Origin of the sequence: Nitrosopumilus sp., from assembly GCF_025699125.1 — an archaeon.
Taxonomy (GTDB): Archaea; Thermoproteota; Nitrososphaeria; order Nitrososphaerales; family Nitrosopumilaceae; genus Nitrosopumilus.
Genome location: NZ_JAILWC010000001.1, coordinates 500164 through 515856, shown reverse-complemented (window position 1 = coordinate 515856; position 15693 = coordinate 500164). Strand labels below are relative to the sequence as shown.

Sequence of the window (15693 nt, the reverse complement as noted above, 5' to 3'; positions counted from 1 at the left end):
TGATCATTCAATTTTAGATATTTGGTAAATTTTCTGCCTAGCATCTCGAATGGAGACTTTCTTTTTCACATATCCTTTTTTCAATAGATGGCTTAATGCCAATCGAACAGTTCTGTCAGGAAGCAATGTCTTGTTTACAAGATCCTTTTGGGTTAATGCGCCTTCATATTCTAATGTTTTCAACAGTAATTTTGAGCTTGGTGGCATGCTGAGTAATTCTTCGGCCAAATGAACTTTCTTAGCAAGTGCAGAGATTGCCGTAGAATCTTTTTTTAGACGAATAATTTTAGCTGGAGGGAAAAATTGAGTACATTCGACAGTTTTGTTCACCTTGAATCTATCTAGACCATCAAGTATAGCTTCACAATGTATTCTTGCAGAGACATCATCAATTTCAATCAGGCTTTCATTAGATACAATGATTGGTCTTCTTGTGACATCAAGTGAATTGACAGAAATTATTTCAAATACTGCTGAATCTTGAAATAGAACAGGTCCACCTGCAGACATTGAATATGCAGAAGAACCAATTGGAGTGGATACAATAATTCCATCGCTATTATCATGCCACACTTCCTCACCATTCACTCTCAACGAATGCTCCATTAACATGGCACTCTTTGATGAAAATACCGCAACATCATTTAGAACCGGGTATACACTTTTCCCATCAATTTTGACTCCAAGCCGCGGAACTTCTTCAACTGTATAATTTTGTTTTTTTAAAATACCAACAAATGATGAAAATTCCCTAAGTTCAATCTGTGCTAAGAATCCGCTTGCTTCTCCTTCACTGATACCCAACACAGGGGAAGTGGAATCAAATGTCCTATGAAAATAATTTCTCACACCCTTATCTCCCCCCAAAACAATAACGCAGTCAGCAGGTTTTGTTTTTGATTTTGTTATAGGAAATGATTTAATGGCATTTTCATCTAAAATTTTTTTGATTATCTTTGCTGCATTTTCTGCAGTTCCAGAACCGTATATTCCTATTTGCACAGAAGAAACAATCAATTCAGTATAATAAAAGAATATTTGGTATTTTGTGCGTAAAATTTTGTATGTCAGAAACAGCCAATTGGAATTTACGGGTTATCGGCCATCTCTAGTGCATCCACATTTAACATAGATTACTTTGAATTCGCCATCAGATTTCACATTATGAGACATAGGTTTTCTGCAATGCTGGCATTCTACAAATCCATGATATTCCTCAACTTTGACAATCTTGTATTGCCAAGACTTGGTATGTTCATCCCAGTATACAGAATTGATTTCTGATGGACCATCCATGCTTTGAATAAATTAAAGGATTGTTGAATATTTGTCTTTGTTGATTTTAAGTTACATCATGAAAATAATGTCCTACAAGATAATTTCAAAACAATAGGCTTAAGTTTGAAAATTTTCAAATCAGATTTATGGATATTGCTTCAAAAAAATTACCGATAATTTTGATTGTCATACTTTTAGGAATTTTAATAGTACAATTTGCCAGCAACGATTCAGATAAAAAATTCATAGATGTTGAAACGTGTGAAATTTGGGTTGAAGACAGTTTAACTAAAAAACCACGATACTTGGACGAATATGATTCCAAATGTCTAGATTTTAAAAATCTAAATCCGTAAAAACAGCATTATAAAAAAAGAATAGTTTTTAAAAAATTATGAGAGCTATAAATCTCTGAATTTTATTAAATTGTAAAAATACGATGCGTTGTTTTGAATTGTTCCCTTTTGAGGGATTTTTTGCAATCCCATATTTTTTGAATCAAGTGCAGCCTGAGCTGCTCCGCCGGCAAAAGACAGAGCCCATAAAAAATCTTTTTCCTTTAACATTGTACATGTGAATGCAGAACAAAAAATATCCCCGATTCCAGTTGTGTCATGAATGTTCTTGTTTGGAAGTGTGATTGAATAAATTTTATCTTTTACCAAAAGAGATACATCGGTCTTATTTGTAAGAAGAACATATTGAACTCCTTTTTTTTGTAAAGACAACATCATTTCATCATGAGAACCATTAACAAGACATCCACCTTCCTCAGGATTAATTTTAATTGCATTCACATTTGACAAATCAAGTTCAGTTTTTTGTAAGAAAATATTATTTTGAGCATCTTTTTGTCTCAAAAATCCCTGAGGATCAATAAAAAGAAAATTTGAGTCGTCTTTAATTTTTTTGAGAACATCTTGAGAGACTTCATGGAATATGGGACTGACAATATGCCCATCAGCATCTATTTTGGAGTAATCTATAGGATCACACTCATTTTCAAGTTGCAGTGTTCTATTGGAACCATCAATTGAAATAAGAAATTTAGTGGTATTCTTTTCTGATTCAGAATTTATGAAATTTATTTTGTTTTCAACAAGATATTGTTTAGGAAAGTCAGGGCCGAATTTTGTAAAAAGATCAACATCAAATTTCAATTGCCTTGCAGTGATTCCACAGTAACAGGATGAACCTCCAATTTGTTCATATTTGGAATCACCAATAGATATTGTATCAATCGCACAATGAGCAAATATGGCTAGTTTCATTTTTTTTATTTTAGAGACTAGAGATTTAGTTTTTTGCATTTTTTTTGTCATTACAATCTTTACAAAGAATGGTGCCCTTTTCTATTACAAGGTCAACACCAGACCGAAAGCAATTATGACAAAGCCCACGCATTATTACATTTTAAATTAATCAACTAGAATTAAAACAAGATCTTTTTTGGTTGAATTATGTAAAATTTAGCAATTCCATATTTTTCCCATTCATATTATTACAGAAATCCACATTTTGGAATCAATTCAGATGCAATATTAGTGACCAATATCAAATGTAAAAAAAATATGCTCAATTTAAGCAGAACACGGTTTAATTTCAAATAGTGTACACCATTAGTAATGGGGCTTGGTACAAAACCGGTGTGGAAATGCGATATTTGTGAACATGAATGGTTGTCCAGGTTTGATGATAAACCATTACGATGTGCTAGCTGTAAAACTCCCTATTGGAACAAATTTGAAAATATCAAAAACAACAGAGGCAATACGTCGAGAAAAATTTTTAGGAGAAATCATGAATAGTACAGCAATAACTGCAATTATAGGAATTGCCATTTTAACAACATCGACTTTGGCTTTCGGAGCTACTATTTCAACACCTCTTTCATTCAATCTAATTGGCGCTAGCGATAATGTAGAAGTTCCCGCCCCTAGTGTCAATATTACGTCAATTGATTTCATTCAAGAAGTTGCAGTAAACGGAGTGATAGAGACAGATGCGATAAATTTTTCAGTCGGAAATGAAGATCCGCTTAATTCACATTCGTATGAAGTATGTCTAGTAATTGAAGGGCCGATCGGAATATTCAATCCATCTGCCGGTAGCACCCCAGCATGTACAACTACGTCATCCATTCCAGCCAACGGAATTATTACGAATCAATTAATTTCCACTACAAACGCAACTGCAATCTCAGATTTACTTAACATCAGTGTGTCAGTTGAAGAGTTAACATAAAATCATCGAATTAAAGTCAATCTTACTTTCATATGAAGAATTATTTTAAATTTATTGGTGTTGATACTTCCCATAAAAATTGACATAGTTTTGTAATATTATGAGTCATTTCAGTTGCATCAGTACATAATGAGATATCTGAGCTTTCATCCATAAAGTCATTAACATTGGTAGAATCCGACATAAACATTTGTTTATTTTCAAATGCCAATATTCTTCCATTTGACGGAAGTTTACCAATTTTTACTTCAGTTGCATTAAGACGTTTAATGTATGACAACATTTTTTTCTCATCAGAGTTTGTTATTACAAAAACTTTGCCACCATTTTTTGTACATATTTTGATTTTTTCAGGGATGTCACTATGATACATTCGAATAATGTCTTTGATAGAGGTAACAATGTAGACCACATCACTAGAATTTTCAATGGAAATACCAATACTAGAATAAACATTGTTCAATCCTTGAATCACACGAAATGTAGGAATTGAAGTGCCAAATGGTGCAGTTATGACGCCGTCAATTTTTTGAATCATCTCTTTTTTGAATTTGTTAATTTTGTCTATCTCTTTTTTCTTTTTATTTAAGACTAGTTCAATCGCATTTTCAGGATCTGTTGGAATACATAATTTTGGGCTAGATATCGTCATTGAAACAAAACCAGCACTTACAAGATCTTCGATTACACGATAGATTTTGTTTCGGTCAATTTTCATCTCTTTTGCCAATGCCCCAGTCGTAGTGGGCCCCACCCTCAGCAAAGTCATGTAAATTTGTCCTGCCTGAAACTCCAATCCCAGCATTGATGAAAATTCCAAACTAACATCATTTACATGCTCAATTATGCCAAGTTCATTCTTTCTAAAATTTTTAGGATCTAAATCTTGCTGTTGCATTGATTCTAGTATGATTTTTGTATTAATACCAATCAAGGTGATCAAAATGATCAACCGTGGATTCTGCCATATGAAATCTAGGAAACAGGTACAAAATCAGTATTCGTGAGAGATATACTGATTGAATTCGACAACCCAACAGAACCTTTTGTCCACAAGATTATAAGTAGGCAAAATTGTTTATCCTCATGCCACTTAAGCGTGCAAGTAGAGGACGTACCAAAGGAGGAAAAGGATCATCAGGTACAGTCCAATGTACAAACTGCGGTCAAACAGTTCCTAAAGACAAAGCAAAAAAAGTCACATCCAGATTAAATTTGGTGGAACATACATTAGCTAAAGAATTACGGGCACAGGGGGCTTACATTGCATCTCCAACAGTCTTGAAATGGTATTGTATTTCATGTGCAATTCATTTTAAAATTCTTAAAATTAGATCAGAAGACAGTAGAAGAAAACGTGGAAAACTACGTTAGTATTATTCATGGATGTTTTTAGCAGTAACAATCATTCTTTGGATTAAAGTTATACCAGCAATAATCACTACAATTACAACCGCAATATCCATAAAACCAATAATTCCAACAATTGAAATTACTAATAATCGCTCAGCTCTTTCACCAATTCCTATTCCTTGAAGTTTTATGTTTATAGCATCAGATTTTGCTCTAGCATAGCTTACCAATAATGACAGAGTGATTGCAAGTAAAACGAGATAAGGCTCTGCATATCCTCCAATCAGAATTCCCAAGAATATTGCAACTTCAGATATTTTATCAAACATAGAATCAAGATAAGATCCTTTTTTTGATGTCTTACCAGTAACTCTTGCTACCTGACCATCCACCATATCAAAGAATCCTGAAACAAGTAACAGTACCCCACCTAGAATTAATCCGTATTCAATTCCAATACCGTAAATTACAGCAGATATCAACGCAAATGCAAGGCCAATAACTGTCCAAAAATTTGGAGACAATCCTGTAGATGCAAATCCTTTTCCAATTTTTTCAAGTGTAGGTCTAAGTGTTTCACGAAGATTATTTAGCACGTGATAATCCCAACGCCACTAGCTAATAAAGGCAATAGCACCAAAAATGAAGCAATCTAGAGTCAAATTTAATGAATTCATGAAAAAGAATATTTTGTTAATTAGGTGAAAGATTCATGGCAATTAATGTAGAGATTATTTTTGCAGCAAGTGATGCAGTTGATCCATTATCATGGTATGGATTTAGTTCTACAACATCCACACCAATTACCTTTGTTTCTGAAAATGAATGAATCATATCAAACAACTCCCTAGATGTAATGCCAACGGCTTCAGGATTTCCTACACCTGGGGCAAACGCAGGATCAAGCACATCAAGATCAAAACTAGAATATAGGGTATCAAAAGTAGACACATAATCTTTTAGTAATTGAGGGCCTTTTCCATCCCTAATTTCCCTGTCAGAAATTGTTTTGATATTATTTTCTTTAAGAAACTCCAATTCTTCTTTTACAAAGGCTCTAGCACCAACATGCAAAATGTTTTCAGAGCCCCTCTCCTCAACTACCCGTCTAAGATATGATGCATGGCTTAATTTGATATCCGCAAACTCATCACGTAAATCATAATGAGCATCAAACACAACATATCCTGTCTCTTTTGGAAAACTTGTGTAAGTACCATAAGTGATAGAGTGTTCACCACCCAGAATGAAGAGTTGACGTTGTTTTGCAACAAGTTCTGTTGTAATTTTCTTGACCATGTCAATCATTTCAGATGCGACAACAGTATGACGAGTATTACCAAGATCATCAATGTTTACAGTTTCTAAGTTAACTCCTAAATCAGGATGAAATATCTCGATGTTGTTAAAAGAATCACGAATTGCGTCAGGTCCAAATCTACAACCAGGTTTGTAAGAGTGAGTCGAGTCGAACGGAACACCAAAGACGGTAGCTACAGGTTCAGTGTCATCATCAGACGACGTAATCAGCGGATTCCTATTCATGTATAAATCAAAAAAACTCATTTTTTACACCATCAGTTGCGGTCTCTTTGAGAGATATTTCGGCAAATTCAAACCTGTGAAAGGTTTTCCTCTAGTTTGCTCATTTATTTCGTTTAAGAAATCATCAAATGACAGTTCTCTAACAGTACCTGTATGTCTATCACGAATACTTAGATTTTGAGAATTTGTTTCTTTTTCACCAATTACCAAAATGTATCTAATCCATTCTTTTTCTGCTTCACGAATTCTTTTTCCAATACTTTCATTTCTATCATCAATATCCACTCGAACATTATTAATTGATATTTTTTCTGTTAATGATTTACAATAGTCATTAAATTCTGCATTTAATGGGATTATTCTTACTTGTGTGGGGGCCAACCACAGTGGAAATTGGGGTTTTCTTCCTTCCTTGGAATCTTTTGCAGCCTTTTCCAGTAATACATAGATAATTCGCTCAATTGCGCCACTAGGGGAATTATGTAAAATAATGGGATGCTGCGCAGTGTTATTTTCATCAACAAATTCAATGCCATATCTTTCACCATTTTCCACATCGATTTGATCTGTAGACAGAGCAGATGCCTTTCCAAGTCCATCAACAAAGTTAAACTCCCACTTTAGAACAAAATAAAAGAATTTTTCTTTCCACATTTCAACTAGAACTGGTTTTCCATGTTTCTTGACTAATTCCTCAATGGAAGATTTATTTTCATTGTAAAAATCTTCAGTAAATCTAATTGCCATGTCATAATCAGATTCATTAATTCCAAGTTCAGACAGAACACTTTGTGATAAATCAAATCGGGTCTTAATTTCATCAACTGCTTGTTCCATGTCTTTACAAAATGCGTGGCAATCAGGCATAGTAAATGCCCTAAGACGTCTGAGACCTACAAGTTCCCCTGATTGCTCTCTTCTAAAGCTGTATCTAGTAAGCTCGTAAAGTCTGTAAGGTAGGTTCTTGTAAGACAGTTGGAACTGATTTGCCATAAGAAATTGTCCGAAACAAGCTGCAAATCTTAAAAATAATTTTTTGCCCTCGGAATCAATATTGTATTGTCTTGCAGGAAATCGATTAAAGTAGCTAACCATACTTGGATGCTCAGAGTCATACATGATTGGCGTTTCAACTTCATATCCACCATACTCTTTAACTCTGTCAGTAACATATCGTTCAATCAAAGATTTTATCAATCTGCCATTTGGATAAAATCTCATATTGCCAGAGTCAGACGCGGGTTCATAATCTGCAATACCCATTTTTTTCATCAATGCAACATGTGGTGGAGGTTCATCCACATTGCGCTGTTTCGCAGATTCGTATTTAGCTAAAGATTCTAGTTTTTTATAATTTGAAAAGTCAAAATCTCCTATGTTAGACATTGTTCCATCAGGAGACATTATCTTCCATATTGAACGAATTTTAGATTCACCTTTCAGTGCATCCGAAGTTAGTTCTTCAGTTTTTGATGAAGAATCTTTTGTTATAACTTTGGAACTTTCAGCTAACGGATGTCCCTTTACCTGCAACTTGTAAGATTTCGTCCATCCAAAAGGAGAATGAGACACATCAAGATCAGATGCAGTGTCTTCCATTTCTTGTAATAATGCAATGGCAACAGATGGTTTTGCAAGATTGGAGCTCAAGTGAGCATATGGATACAGCAGTAATTTTTTGCATCCAATTTTTTCCATAGAATTTTTAATCTGAGAAATAGCATCTAGAGCAACAGAAGAATCATCGCCATCTTCGATTGCAACAAAAGCAACTACTAATTCTTCTAGTCTTTGAGTTTGTGGGTTTTCAATTTCTTCAGCTGATTTGATCTCCTTTTTTGTAGGAGTATACTCAATGCTATCACAATGTAGTTGCAATATACGCATAGTTGGGAGATGATGGGTTCACTTTAAAATCCTTAGCATGTGGGAAAGAATTCCCACACCCATGTCGATGTTAAAAAAATACACAGTATCTTAAATATTACATATACGAAAAGGAGACAATTCATGATTCAAAGAAAGAAAATCACAGTAGAGCAAGGCAGATGTTATGATCACCCAAAATAGTGTAAAACAAGAATCAGCCATTGAGACTCCAAAAGTTTCAGTATGCGACATCATGAAAAATAATACGTCTATGATGATTCACAAAATGGAAACTGAAGTTCCTACATACATGCAACTTTATTCGGATTTATATACAAAATATCTTGAAATGTTTGATGATCTGTTTGGAACGTGTTATATTTCAGAAAAACAGTTTTTTGATAAATTGGGCCTGGATCAAATCACACTAAAAACAATCAATAATTTCTGGAAAACTATGTCAGAAAACTATAACACACAAATAGACATATCAACTAATTTTCTAAAATCCTATGTTCAAATACGCATATCCGCAATTGAGTCTTATGAAGAGTATATGAAAATTCTAATGGATTCATATTCAAAAACATTATTTGAAATAAACAAATTTACAAAATTTTCCAATGTTAACAAAGATAATTAATTATTAAAAAATAACAAAAATTTAAGATTTTAAATTTTTCAGAGAATTCATGATGTTTTTTTGTAATTCCTTGTTTTCTATTGTTGGAATTATGTTTATTGAAGATAGTTTCTTGTCGGGAATAGTTTTTGCAATAGCCAATGCAGTACTATAAAGAATATTCATAGTTATTTTTTGTATTTTTAAATCCAGTATTGCTCGCATCAAATATGGGAAAACTATTGCATTGTTTATTTTATTTTTGTATGTAAAACTACCAGTGGCAATAATTTTGGCTCCAGCATTTTTTGCGATAGAGGGAGTTATTTCAGGATCAGGATTAGTAAGAGCAAAGATTATGGGATTTTTATTCATAGTTTTAATCATTTCTGGTTTAAGTAAATCCTTAATTCCAGATACACCAATAAAGACATCTGCATTTTTAATTACATCAGACAGGTTTCCTTTTTCTTTTGGGTTTGTCAATTTTGCAATTTCTTTTTTGTATTTTGTCATATTGGATTTTCTATTTTGAGACACCACGCCACCTGAATCTAACAAAATGATATTTTTACATCCTGCAAAGTGTAATAATTTTCCAATGTAATATCCTGCTGAACCTGCCCCAACAAGTACAATTTTGATTTCTGAAAAGTTCTTTTTTACTACTTTGACAGCGTTGATCAATCCTGCCAATGTAACTATGGCTGTTCCTTGCCCATCATCATGAAACACTGGAATTTCTAATCGTTTTTCTAATTCTTTGTATATTTCCAATACTTTTGGGGATTCAATATCTTCAAGGTTTATTGCGCCAAAAACAGGTTCTATTGCCAGTATAGTATCAATTATCTTCTTTTTGTCAGTTGTATTAAGACAAATTGGAAATGCACTAATTTTTCCATACTCGCCATATATGACAGATTTTCCTTCCATTACAGGCAATGCAGCATCTGCACCCACATTACCTAATCCCAGTAATCTAGTACCATCAGTAACTATTGCAATATTATTTCCCTTTGATGTAAGAGCAAATTTGGAATTAGGATTCTTAATGATTTCATCACATACAGAAGCTACGCCAGGCGTATAGATTAATTTCAAATCTTTTGATTTAAAATTGGAAATTTTACTATCTATGAGGATTTTTCCCTTTAGTTTTTTATGTAACAAGAGAGATTTTTTTGACAACAATTAATCGGCTAAACTCCAAAGTTAATGAACATTATCATGTTTGTGCATTTTCTTGATTGTTTATACACTAGAATTTTTTTTCACAAATGTAAACAGGATTAAAAATAATTTTCATTTTTAAAAAATGTTAGTAGCCCTCTTCTCCTGGGAAAAGAAGACACCAGTAGTTCGCGTTAGTTTTTGTGGATTTTTTCTGACCAATCTTGCAGGGCCCAAATACTTTTCCTGAAGCCAATTCTGATTGATAATTGGGAACTCTTTGAATTTGTTTTACTATTGCAGGCGTTACAAAAAAGGAACTAATCAGATGATTGTCAACCTCAAAGGTTTCCAAAGTATCTATAACATTATAGTCTGTCAGTCCATCTTCTCCAATTGCATCCTTTGGTGTGTAAGGAGAAGGCTTGCCCCTGTTGGTTCGGAAATCCTTGATATTGATGACTTTTCCTAAAATCTTTCCAATCCCCACAGCTTTGGTTTGTTCTTGTGGCTTGTTATAATCACCCAAGTTGATCTGAGTTTGTGTAGTTTCATTCATTTGTGATTCTATTAATCATGGAAAATAATTCTAAATGAGTGATCTCTTTTGTTACATGATGACACATAGTCAGCACAAATTCAATTATGGGCATTCAGTGGGATTGCTTGCATCTAGTTTATAGGACAAAGAGTCCAAATCCCAATAGAATGATTCGTTTTGGATTTGATAATACATATCGCGAATTTTTCAGATTGGTGAATAAACTATAGCGGGATATCTAGGAAATAAATCAGACATGAAAGTGCATCATTTAGCAGCCATGATTCCTGATTGTGGAATATACTACATCAAAAAAGAAGATAAGACATACTTTGTTCCAGACGTACTTGAGCAAGCAATAAAAGAAAAATTCACTCCTTGTGAGCACTGCATAAAATAACACATAATACATTTGAAAAATAAAAAGAGGAATCACTCCTCAATGGTTAGTTCACTGTCTAAATCACCTATTTCTTCAATAGACATTAGTGGCTTTACATGAATAATGCCGTCTTGTGCTAATGGAATTCTAATTCCATTGTTCATGTTTTGTATTTTAGCCACAGACCAGTCAAGTACAAAATCTCCAGGTTGATCATAGATTGGAGCATAGATTCCTCTCAAAATTATTCTGAAAGGATCTCCACCATCCAATGTTCCTGTTCCATGCAGCCTAAGTTTTCCGTCAACTGCTTTTCCTTTCAATTCTAATGTGGCATGTCTATTTTCTACAGTAATTTCGGCGATGGACTTTACATTCTATACTCCATTACCTTGATGAACAGCTTTTCCGGTCATTCCGATTTTAGAATCATAAGCTTGTCCGCCAATGATTGACCATCCATCAGTTCCGCCTCTGAATTGAACTACAGCTTGGTCTATTGTGGATTCAGATGACACATCTAAAAATGCATCAGTTTTTTCTAGTGAAACGTTTTCAGGGATCAATCCAATGTTCGCATCTTCTGCAAAAGCACTAGTGATTCCCAAAGTTCCAAAAACAAGCGCTGTCAGAACAGGTAGTGCCAACAACAATGAATGTTTTTTGGTGTTTTGTTTCATATGTGCAGAAAATAGAAATTTCTACTTAAGGAACAAGCATAACTTATCAGTAAGAATCCTCAGTAAATCGGCAGTAATGAAATTTAGAATCAGGTAGCTTTTTCTCGTAGGGAAATAATTGAGCGTAAAATTAAACCAGATATTCCTAAATTAGAAATTAGAAATTCTGTAGCTCGTTTTAGTGGATTTTCTCCTCTAAATCCTTCATCATAAATCATTTCAATAGAACCTTTGTTAGTTTCTACAAAAGACGTAATTAGAGAAAAAACCCCCAATTTAGAATCTAATCGCTCATTGTAAAGTCGCAATTCAACTTTAGAGATTAAAAATTCATCATGCACAAAATTGCCCATAGATAGTAAAATTTCAACATCATCAGGAGGTCTATCTACTCTTTTAGGATCATGTAAATCAATTATTTTCATTTGGATTTATTTGAGTTCATTCCTAATTAAGTAATATTTTGATCTTAAATCAAAGTTATTCAAAATATCCTTCCGCAAGTATTATTTAGAATTAAAAATTGTTTGTTAAAGTGGACCCGCATAAATTTCATGGTAATGACATACCTCATATCAAACTAGATCCGAATATGACTATAGAAGATTTAGTGGATGTCTTTGCAAGTTCAGGATATAACGGAAGGCAACTTGGAGATGCAGCCAAACTTTATGCTAAAATGATTGAAGAAGATGCAACGATTTGCCTCACAGTATCAGGAGCGATGACACCAGTAGGTTTTGGTGGAATAATTAAAACGCTAATTGAGCGAGGATTTGTAGACTGGATTATAACAACTGGTGCAAATGTATATCATGAAGATCATTTTGCATGGGGCTTGCCAGTAAAACAAGGAAGTTTTGATGTAGATGATATGAAATTGTATGAGAACGAAATTGTTAGAATCAGAGATGTATATATTAAATTTCATGAAACATTAGAAGCAGAAGACGAACTAATTCAAAAAATGTTCGGAGATGATTTTCCAGATAAACCATTCACAACTGCAGAGTTTTGCAATTTAATGGGAAAAATCAGTAAAGAAAAAGCAAAACATCCTGAAAAAAGTTTCATTACAACTGCATATGATTATGATGTTCCAGTATACATATCTACAATAAAGGATTCCTCACTTGCCTTGAATTTAGCAGTTCACAGACTTAGAGATAAAATTTACAATCTAGATTTTGTAAGAGAAATTATAGAGCAAGCTGCAATTCTTTATGATTCAAAGAAATCAGGAATTTTAGAATTGGGTGGAGGAGTCCCCAAAAACACAGCTCAACAGACAGGACCACTTTTAGATCAAATTCTCAGAAGAAATGACGGAGGACAAGACTACGTAATTCAAATCACGGATGCACGACCAGATACAGGAGGATTATCGGGTGCAACACTCCAAGAAGGAAAGAGTTGGGGAAAGGTTCAAGATGCACATCATGGAATGGTCACAGTGTATACAGATGCAACAATTGCATTTCCAATTCTTGCATTGTATGTTTTAAGTAACCAAAAAACAAGAGAGCCAAAAAGACTCTACAAGAAATTAAATAAATTATATGAGAAACTCAAAGACGACTATTCAAAAAACCCTACAAACTAACAAAGAAAATTAAAATTTATCAAATCGTGCTCTTTCAAGATCACGATCATCTTTAGATTCTTTTTTCCATTCTTTGTAATGTTCTTTACAAAGGACAGTTTTTTTACCTGTGGAATTTACTCTTAGACCTGCATTTTCTACTTTGGCGGTATTAAGTGAACGAGCACCATCTTGGTCACATCCCTCAACATTACATTTTGCACCTTTCGATACAATACCCATAGATTATGATAATCAAGATGTTATTTATACTTGAAAAAAGTTTAAGATTTTTCTAATAACTAAAAGAGAATAATTTTCTTCATCGTTTATAAGAGGAATATTTTTTTCTAGTTTTATGGGTGGAGCAAAAAAGCCAACAGCTGCTAGTAAAGACAAATCGGCAGGAACTAAAGATACTAAAAAAAGTAAAAAAGACAAAGGCGAAAGTGGCCCAAAAAAAGCAGAGATTATTGTTATGGTTAATGAACAACAAGCAATGAAAATTATTCAAAATTCTAAAGTGGTTACAGTTCAAGATCTTGCAAGACAGACAGGGGTCAAAATATCTGCAGCTAATGCATTTCTAAAAAATTCAGTAATCAAAGGAACTGTAAAAAGAGTTGGCGGTTATTCAGGCCATCATTTGTATCAAGCAGTGTCTTCATAGATACAAAGCACATCTCCAGATTTTGCAGTCTTTAACATATCAACATCATCACCTAATTTGCCAATAGGTGTCATTGTTTTTCCAGAAGATACATCATTAATGAAAAAGCAGATACTTCCAGAAGATGGCAAAAATGCAACATCACCTTTTTTGAATTCAGACCTTGCTCTCTCAGTTCCAGAATCCACATTAGTTTCAAAATACAAAATACTTTGTCCCATGAGATGAGCATTTCCCTCTAACGGTAAGGATCTCATTATGATTCCGACAGTTCTAGGAGACAAGTGACGTTTAAGATCACATGAAATTTTTCCTTTGCCTCGAATTTCTAAAATAAGTTGTTTTTTTGAAACTGAAGGTGAACTCAATTCGTACATTAAAATGATTAGATTATATAACGTTTTAAGAAAATTTTGTTACTTGTCTGATGTCGAAGAAGCACCACTGTTAGAGTCACCTGAACCTGAAGAACCATTTTTAGAATCAACAGAATCTGAAGAAATTGAAGTATTACCAGAAGAAAACACTGGATTAAACAAAGCGCTTGATACTTATCGAAAATTAATTGAGAAAAAAGGTGGCCTTGAACCACTAAGCGAAAAAGAACAAGAGAATCTTGAAAAGAGAATCAAAGAAATCGAAAGCAGAGAAGTTGTAGAAACAGTAGAAGAGCACGTAGCAACAGAAATTCCATGTGAAAAAGGTAAAATTACAATCGGCCCTCCAACTCTTACAAGATTTGAAAAAGCAAGAATTATGGGTGCAAGAGCTTTGCAATTATCACTAGGTGCGCCACCATTCATTCCAATTCCAAAGACAGCTAGAATTTCATTAGATATTGCAATGGAGGAACTTGAACAGAGAGTGATTCCAATTACAATTCGAAGAGTACTCCCAAACGGAGATTTTCAAAATATCCCAATTGATTACTTTGAAAAATGAATCAATGGTCGATAAAACTTAAAAGAACAAAAAATTGCTGATTGTTGAATAATGCTCATGGAAGAGACTACTGAACCGTATGGTCACGAGCAGACCGAAAAGTCTGAGTACACCATCATAAATATTGGAAATGATCCTGTAATGCAATCAGCTATTGATGTGTTATCTACATTGGGAAGCAAACACAAAGTCATCTTAAAATCAAGAGGTAATTCAATTCCAAATGCAGTAGCTGTCGCAAATATAATCACGGAAAAAATGTTAAAGGGTAATTCCAGAATTCAAAAAATCAATTTAGACACAGTTGCAGCTCCAGGAATAGGAAGCATGACATCAACAATCGAGATAATAATAAATAAAATTTAGTAGACGCTTCCAGGGCCCTTTAGGAGCATATTTTCACATTCTTTGCATACTTGCTCATCAATGTTTGATTCCAAGTTGTGATGTATCTCACAAATAAGCAGACTAGATTTAATATAATTACAAAGGCCGATAAATTTTGAAAGGCTAGACGGAGTATACGCCAGATCAGATGAAAGATTATCACTTAGATCATCAATCATAATGGCAACTTGTTTTTCAGCTAAAAGTTTCGCGATAAGAGATGGATCACCTCTTGTTCCTCGAATGTAATTACTAATTGCTGCTTGTGTGACACCTAGCATTTTAGAAATTTCGTCTTCTCTAATATTATGATCCTCCGCGAGTTTCTTTGCAAGAATTGCACGCAATGCTGGAATTAGAGTTTTAGATTCAATTTCAGCCGGAAGAAGCATCAATCTTCAAGAATGCTATAACAAATTTAAAGT

Annotated in this window: 24 protein-coding genes; 9 read left to right on the top strand and 15 right to left on the bottom strand. The window is 33.8% G+C overall.

Annotation, left to right across the window (positions count from 1 at the left end; all coding sequences use genetic code 11):
- Positions 1-3: 3 nt before the first annotated feature.
- A complete protein-coding gene (locus tag K5783_RS03100) occupies positions 4-1002 on the bottom strand; it encodes an NAD(+)/NADH kinase (protein ID WP_109877333.1) in 999 nt (332 codons plus the stop codon).
- A 93-nt stretch (positions 1003-1095) separates the two neighbouring features.
- The gene (locus K5783_RS03095) at positions 1096-1296 is read right to left on the bottom strand and encodes a hypothetical protein (protein WP_297472079.1); all 201 of its coding nucleotides are present in this window, start codon (positions 1294-1296) and stop codon (positions 1096-1098) included.
- A gap of 128 nt (positions 1297-1424) precedes the next feature.
- Here K5783_RS03095 and K5783_RS03090 point away from each other — a divergent pair, with 128 nt between their 5' ends.
- On the top strand, positions 1425-1634 hold the full coding sequence (locus K5783_RS03090) for a hypothetical protein (protein WP_297472078.1): 210 nt from the start codon (positions 1425-1427) through the stop codon (positions 1632-1634).
- Positions 1635-1679: 45 nt separating this feature from the next.
- Here the strand turns inward: K5783_RS03090 and K5783_RS03085 are convergent, their stop codons facing one another.
- Entirely contained in the window at positions 1680-2549 is an 870-nt protein-coding gene (locus K5783_RS03085; protein ID WP_297472077.1) for a PfkB family carbohydrate kinase, read from the bottom strand.
- 361 nt (positions 2550-2910) lie between these two features.
- On the opposite strand from K5783_RS03085, the gene K5783_RS03080 reads away from it, so the two are divergent.
- Positions 2911-3522 (top strand): hypothetical protein, encoded by a 612-nt coding sequence (locus K5783_RS03080; protein WP_297472076.1) that lies wholly within the window; start codon positions 2911-2913, stop codon positions 3520-3522.
- Positions 3523-3562: 40 nt separating this feature from the next.
- Here the strand turns inward: K5783_RS03080 and K5783_RS03075 are convergent, their stop codons facing one another.
- Complete coding sequence (locus K5783_RS03075; protein WP_297472075.1) at positions 3563-4420, bottom strand: TrmB family transcriptional regulator; 858 nt, start codon at positions 4418-4420, stop codon at positions 3563-3565.
- 188 nt (positions 4421-4608) lie between these two features.
- On the opposite strand from K5783_RS03075, the gene K5783_RS03070 reads away from it, so the two are divergent.
- The gene (locus tag K5783_RS03070; protein WP_109877128.1) at positions 4609-4896 is read left to right on the top strand and encodes a 30S ribosomal protein S26e; all 288 of its coding nucleotides are present in this window, start codon (positions 4609-4611) and stop codon (positions 4894-4896) included.
- Positions 4897-4898: 2 nt separating this feature from the next.
- Here the strand turns inward: K5783_RS03070 and K5783_RS03065 are convergent, their stop codons facing one another.
- The 3 genes from K5783_RS03065 to K5783_RS03055 form a co-directional block, all read right to left on the bottom strand.
- Positions 4899-5471 (bottom strand): CDP-alcohol phosphatidyltransferase family protein, encoded by a 573-nt coding sequence (locus K5783_RS03065; protein WP_297472074.1) that lies wholly within the window; start codon positions 5469-5471, stop codon positions 4899-4901.
- A gap of 97 nt (positions 5472-5568) precedes the next feature.
- Positions 5569-6441, bottom strand: coding sequence for an agmatinase (gene speB, locus K5783_RS03060; RefSeq protein WP_297472073.1), 873 nt, complete (start codon positions 6439-6441; stop codon positions 5569-5571).
- Positions 6442-6444: 3 nt separating this feature from the next.
- On the bottom strand, positions 6445-8307 hold the full coding sequence (locus tag K5783_RS03055) for a threonine--tRNA ligase (protein ID WP_297472072.1): 1863 nt from the start codon (positions 8305-8307) through the stop codon (positions 6445-6447).
- Positions 8308-8473: 166 nt separating this feature from the next.
- On the opposite strand from K5783_RS03055, the gene K5783_RS03050 reads away from it, so the two are divergent.
- Entirely contained in the window at positions 8474-8932 is a 459-nt protein-coding gene (locus K5783_RS03050) for a hypothetical protein (RefSeq protein ID WP_297472071.1), read from the top strand.
- A gap of 21 nt (positions 8933-8953) precedes the next feature.
- Here the strand turns inward: K5783_RS03050 and K5783_RS03045 are convergent, their stop codons facing one another.
- Positions 8954-10105: a malic enzyme-like NAD(P)-binding protein gene (locus K5783_RS03045; RefSeq protein WP_297472070.1), complete on the bottom strand. Its 1152-nt coding sequence runs from the start codon at positions 10103-10105 to the stop codon at positions 8954-8956.
- A gap of 127 nt (positions 10106-10232) precedes the next feature.
- The gene (locus tag K5783_RS03040; RefSeq protein WP_297472069.1) at positions 10233-10643 is read right to left on the bottom strand and encodes a hypothetical protein; all 411 of its coding nucleotides are present in this window, start codon (positions 10641-10643) and stop codon (positions 10233-10235) included.
- Between the two features lie 238 nt (positions 10644-10881).
- Between K5783_RS03040 and K5783_RS03035 the strand changes: the two genes are divergently transcribed.
- A complete protein-coding gene (locus K5783_RS03035) occupies positions 10882-11025 on the top strand; it encodes a hypothetical protein (RefSeq protein ID WP_297472068.1) in 144 nt (47 codons plus the stop codon).
- A 32-nt stretch (positions 11026-11057) separates the two neighbouring features.
- Here K5783_RS03035 and K5783_RS03030 read toward each other — a convergent pair whose 3' ends face one another.
- The 3 genes from K5783_RS03030 to K5783_RS03020 all read right to left on the bottom strand — a co-directional run bounded on the left by K5783_RS03030 (position 11058) and on the right by K5783_RS03020 (position 12112).
- Positions 11058-11330, bottom strand: a complete 273-nt coding sequence (locus tag K5783_RS03030) for a hypothetical protein (RefSeq protein WP_297472067.1) — start codon at positions 11328-11330, stop codon at positions 11058-11060.
- A 54-nt stretch (positions 11331-11384) separates the two neighbouring features.
- A complete protein-coding gene (locus K5783_RS03025; RefSeq protein ID WP_297472066.1) occupies positions 11385-11687 on the bottom strand; it encodes a hypothetical protein in 303 nt (100 codons plus the stop codon).
- Between the two features lie 89 nt (positions 11688-11776).
- On the bottom strand, positions 11777-12112 hold the full coding sequence (locus K5783_RS03020; RefSeq protein ID WP_297472065.1) for a hypothetical protein: 336 nt from the start codon (positions 12110-12112) through the stop codon (positions 11777-11779).
- A gap of 110 nt (positions 12113-12222) precedes the next feature.
- Between K5783_RS03020 and speY the strand changes: the two genes are divergently transcribed.
- Positions 12223-13290: a deoxyhypusine synthase gene (gene speY, locus K5783_RS03015; RefSeq protein ID WP_297472064.1), complete on the top strand. Its 1068-nt coding sequence runs from the start codon at positions 12223-12225 to the stop codon at positions 13288-13290.
- 9 nt (positions 13291-13299) lie between these two features.
- On the opposite strand, the gene K5783_RS03010 is transcribed toward speY, so the two are convergent.
- Complete coding sequence (locus K5783_RS03010) at positions 13300-13512, bottom strand: hypothetical protein (protein WP_297472063.1); 213 nt, start codon at positions 13510-13512, stop codon at positions 13300-13302.
- Between the two features lie 115 nt (positions 13513-13627).
- On the opposite strand from K5783_RS03010, the gene K5783_RS03005 reads away from it, so the two are divergent.
- A complete protein-coding gene (locus K5783_RS03005; protein WP_297472062.1) occupies positions 13628-13939 on the top strand; it encodes a MarR family transcriptional regulator in 312 nt (103 codons plus the stop codon).
- Here K5783_RS03005 and K5783_RS03000 read toward each other — a convergent pair.
- A complete protein-coding gene (locus K5783_RS03000) occupies positions 13921-14316 on the bottom strand; it encodes a cyclophilin-like fold protein (protein ID WP_297472061.1) in 396 nt (131 codons plus the stop codon). The two genes, K5783_RS03005 and K5783_RS03000, sit on opposite strands and share 19 nt — an antisense overlap.
- Before the next feature lie 43 nt (positions 14317-14359).
- On the opposite strand from K5783_RS03000, the gene K5783_RS02995 reads away from it, so the two are divergent.
- Together K5783_RS02995 and K5783_RS02990 are read left to right on the top strand one after the other, a co-directional pair.
- A complete protein-coding gene (locus tag K5783_RS02995) occupies positions 14360-14881 on the top strand; it encodes a DNA-directed RNA polymerase subunit K (protein WP_297472060.1) in 522 nt (173 codons plus the stop codon).
- Between the two features lie 51 nt (positions 14882-14932).
- A complete protein-coding gene (locus K5783_RS02990; protein WP_297472059.1) occupies positions 14933-15247 on the top strand; it encodes a DNA-binding protein in 315 nt (104 codons plus the stop codon).
- On the opposite strand, the gene K5783_RS02985 is transcribed toward K5783_RS02990, so the two are convergent.
- Positions 15244-15660 carry a helix-turn-helix domain-containing protein gene (locus K5783_RS02985; RefSeq protein ID WP_109877142.1) on the bottom strand — a complete coding sequence of 139 codons (417 nt, stop codon included), beginning with the start codon at positions 15658-15660 and terminating at the stop codon, positions 15244-15246. The two genes, K5783_RS02990 and K5783_RS02985, sit on opposite strands and share 4 nt — an antisense overlap.
- Positions 15661-15693 lie beyond the last annotated feature (33 nt).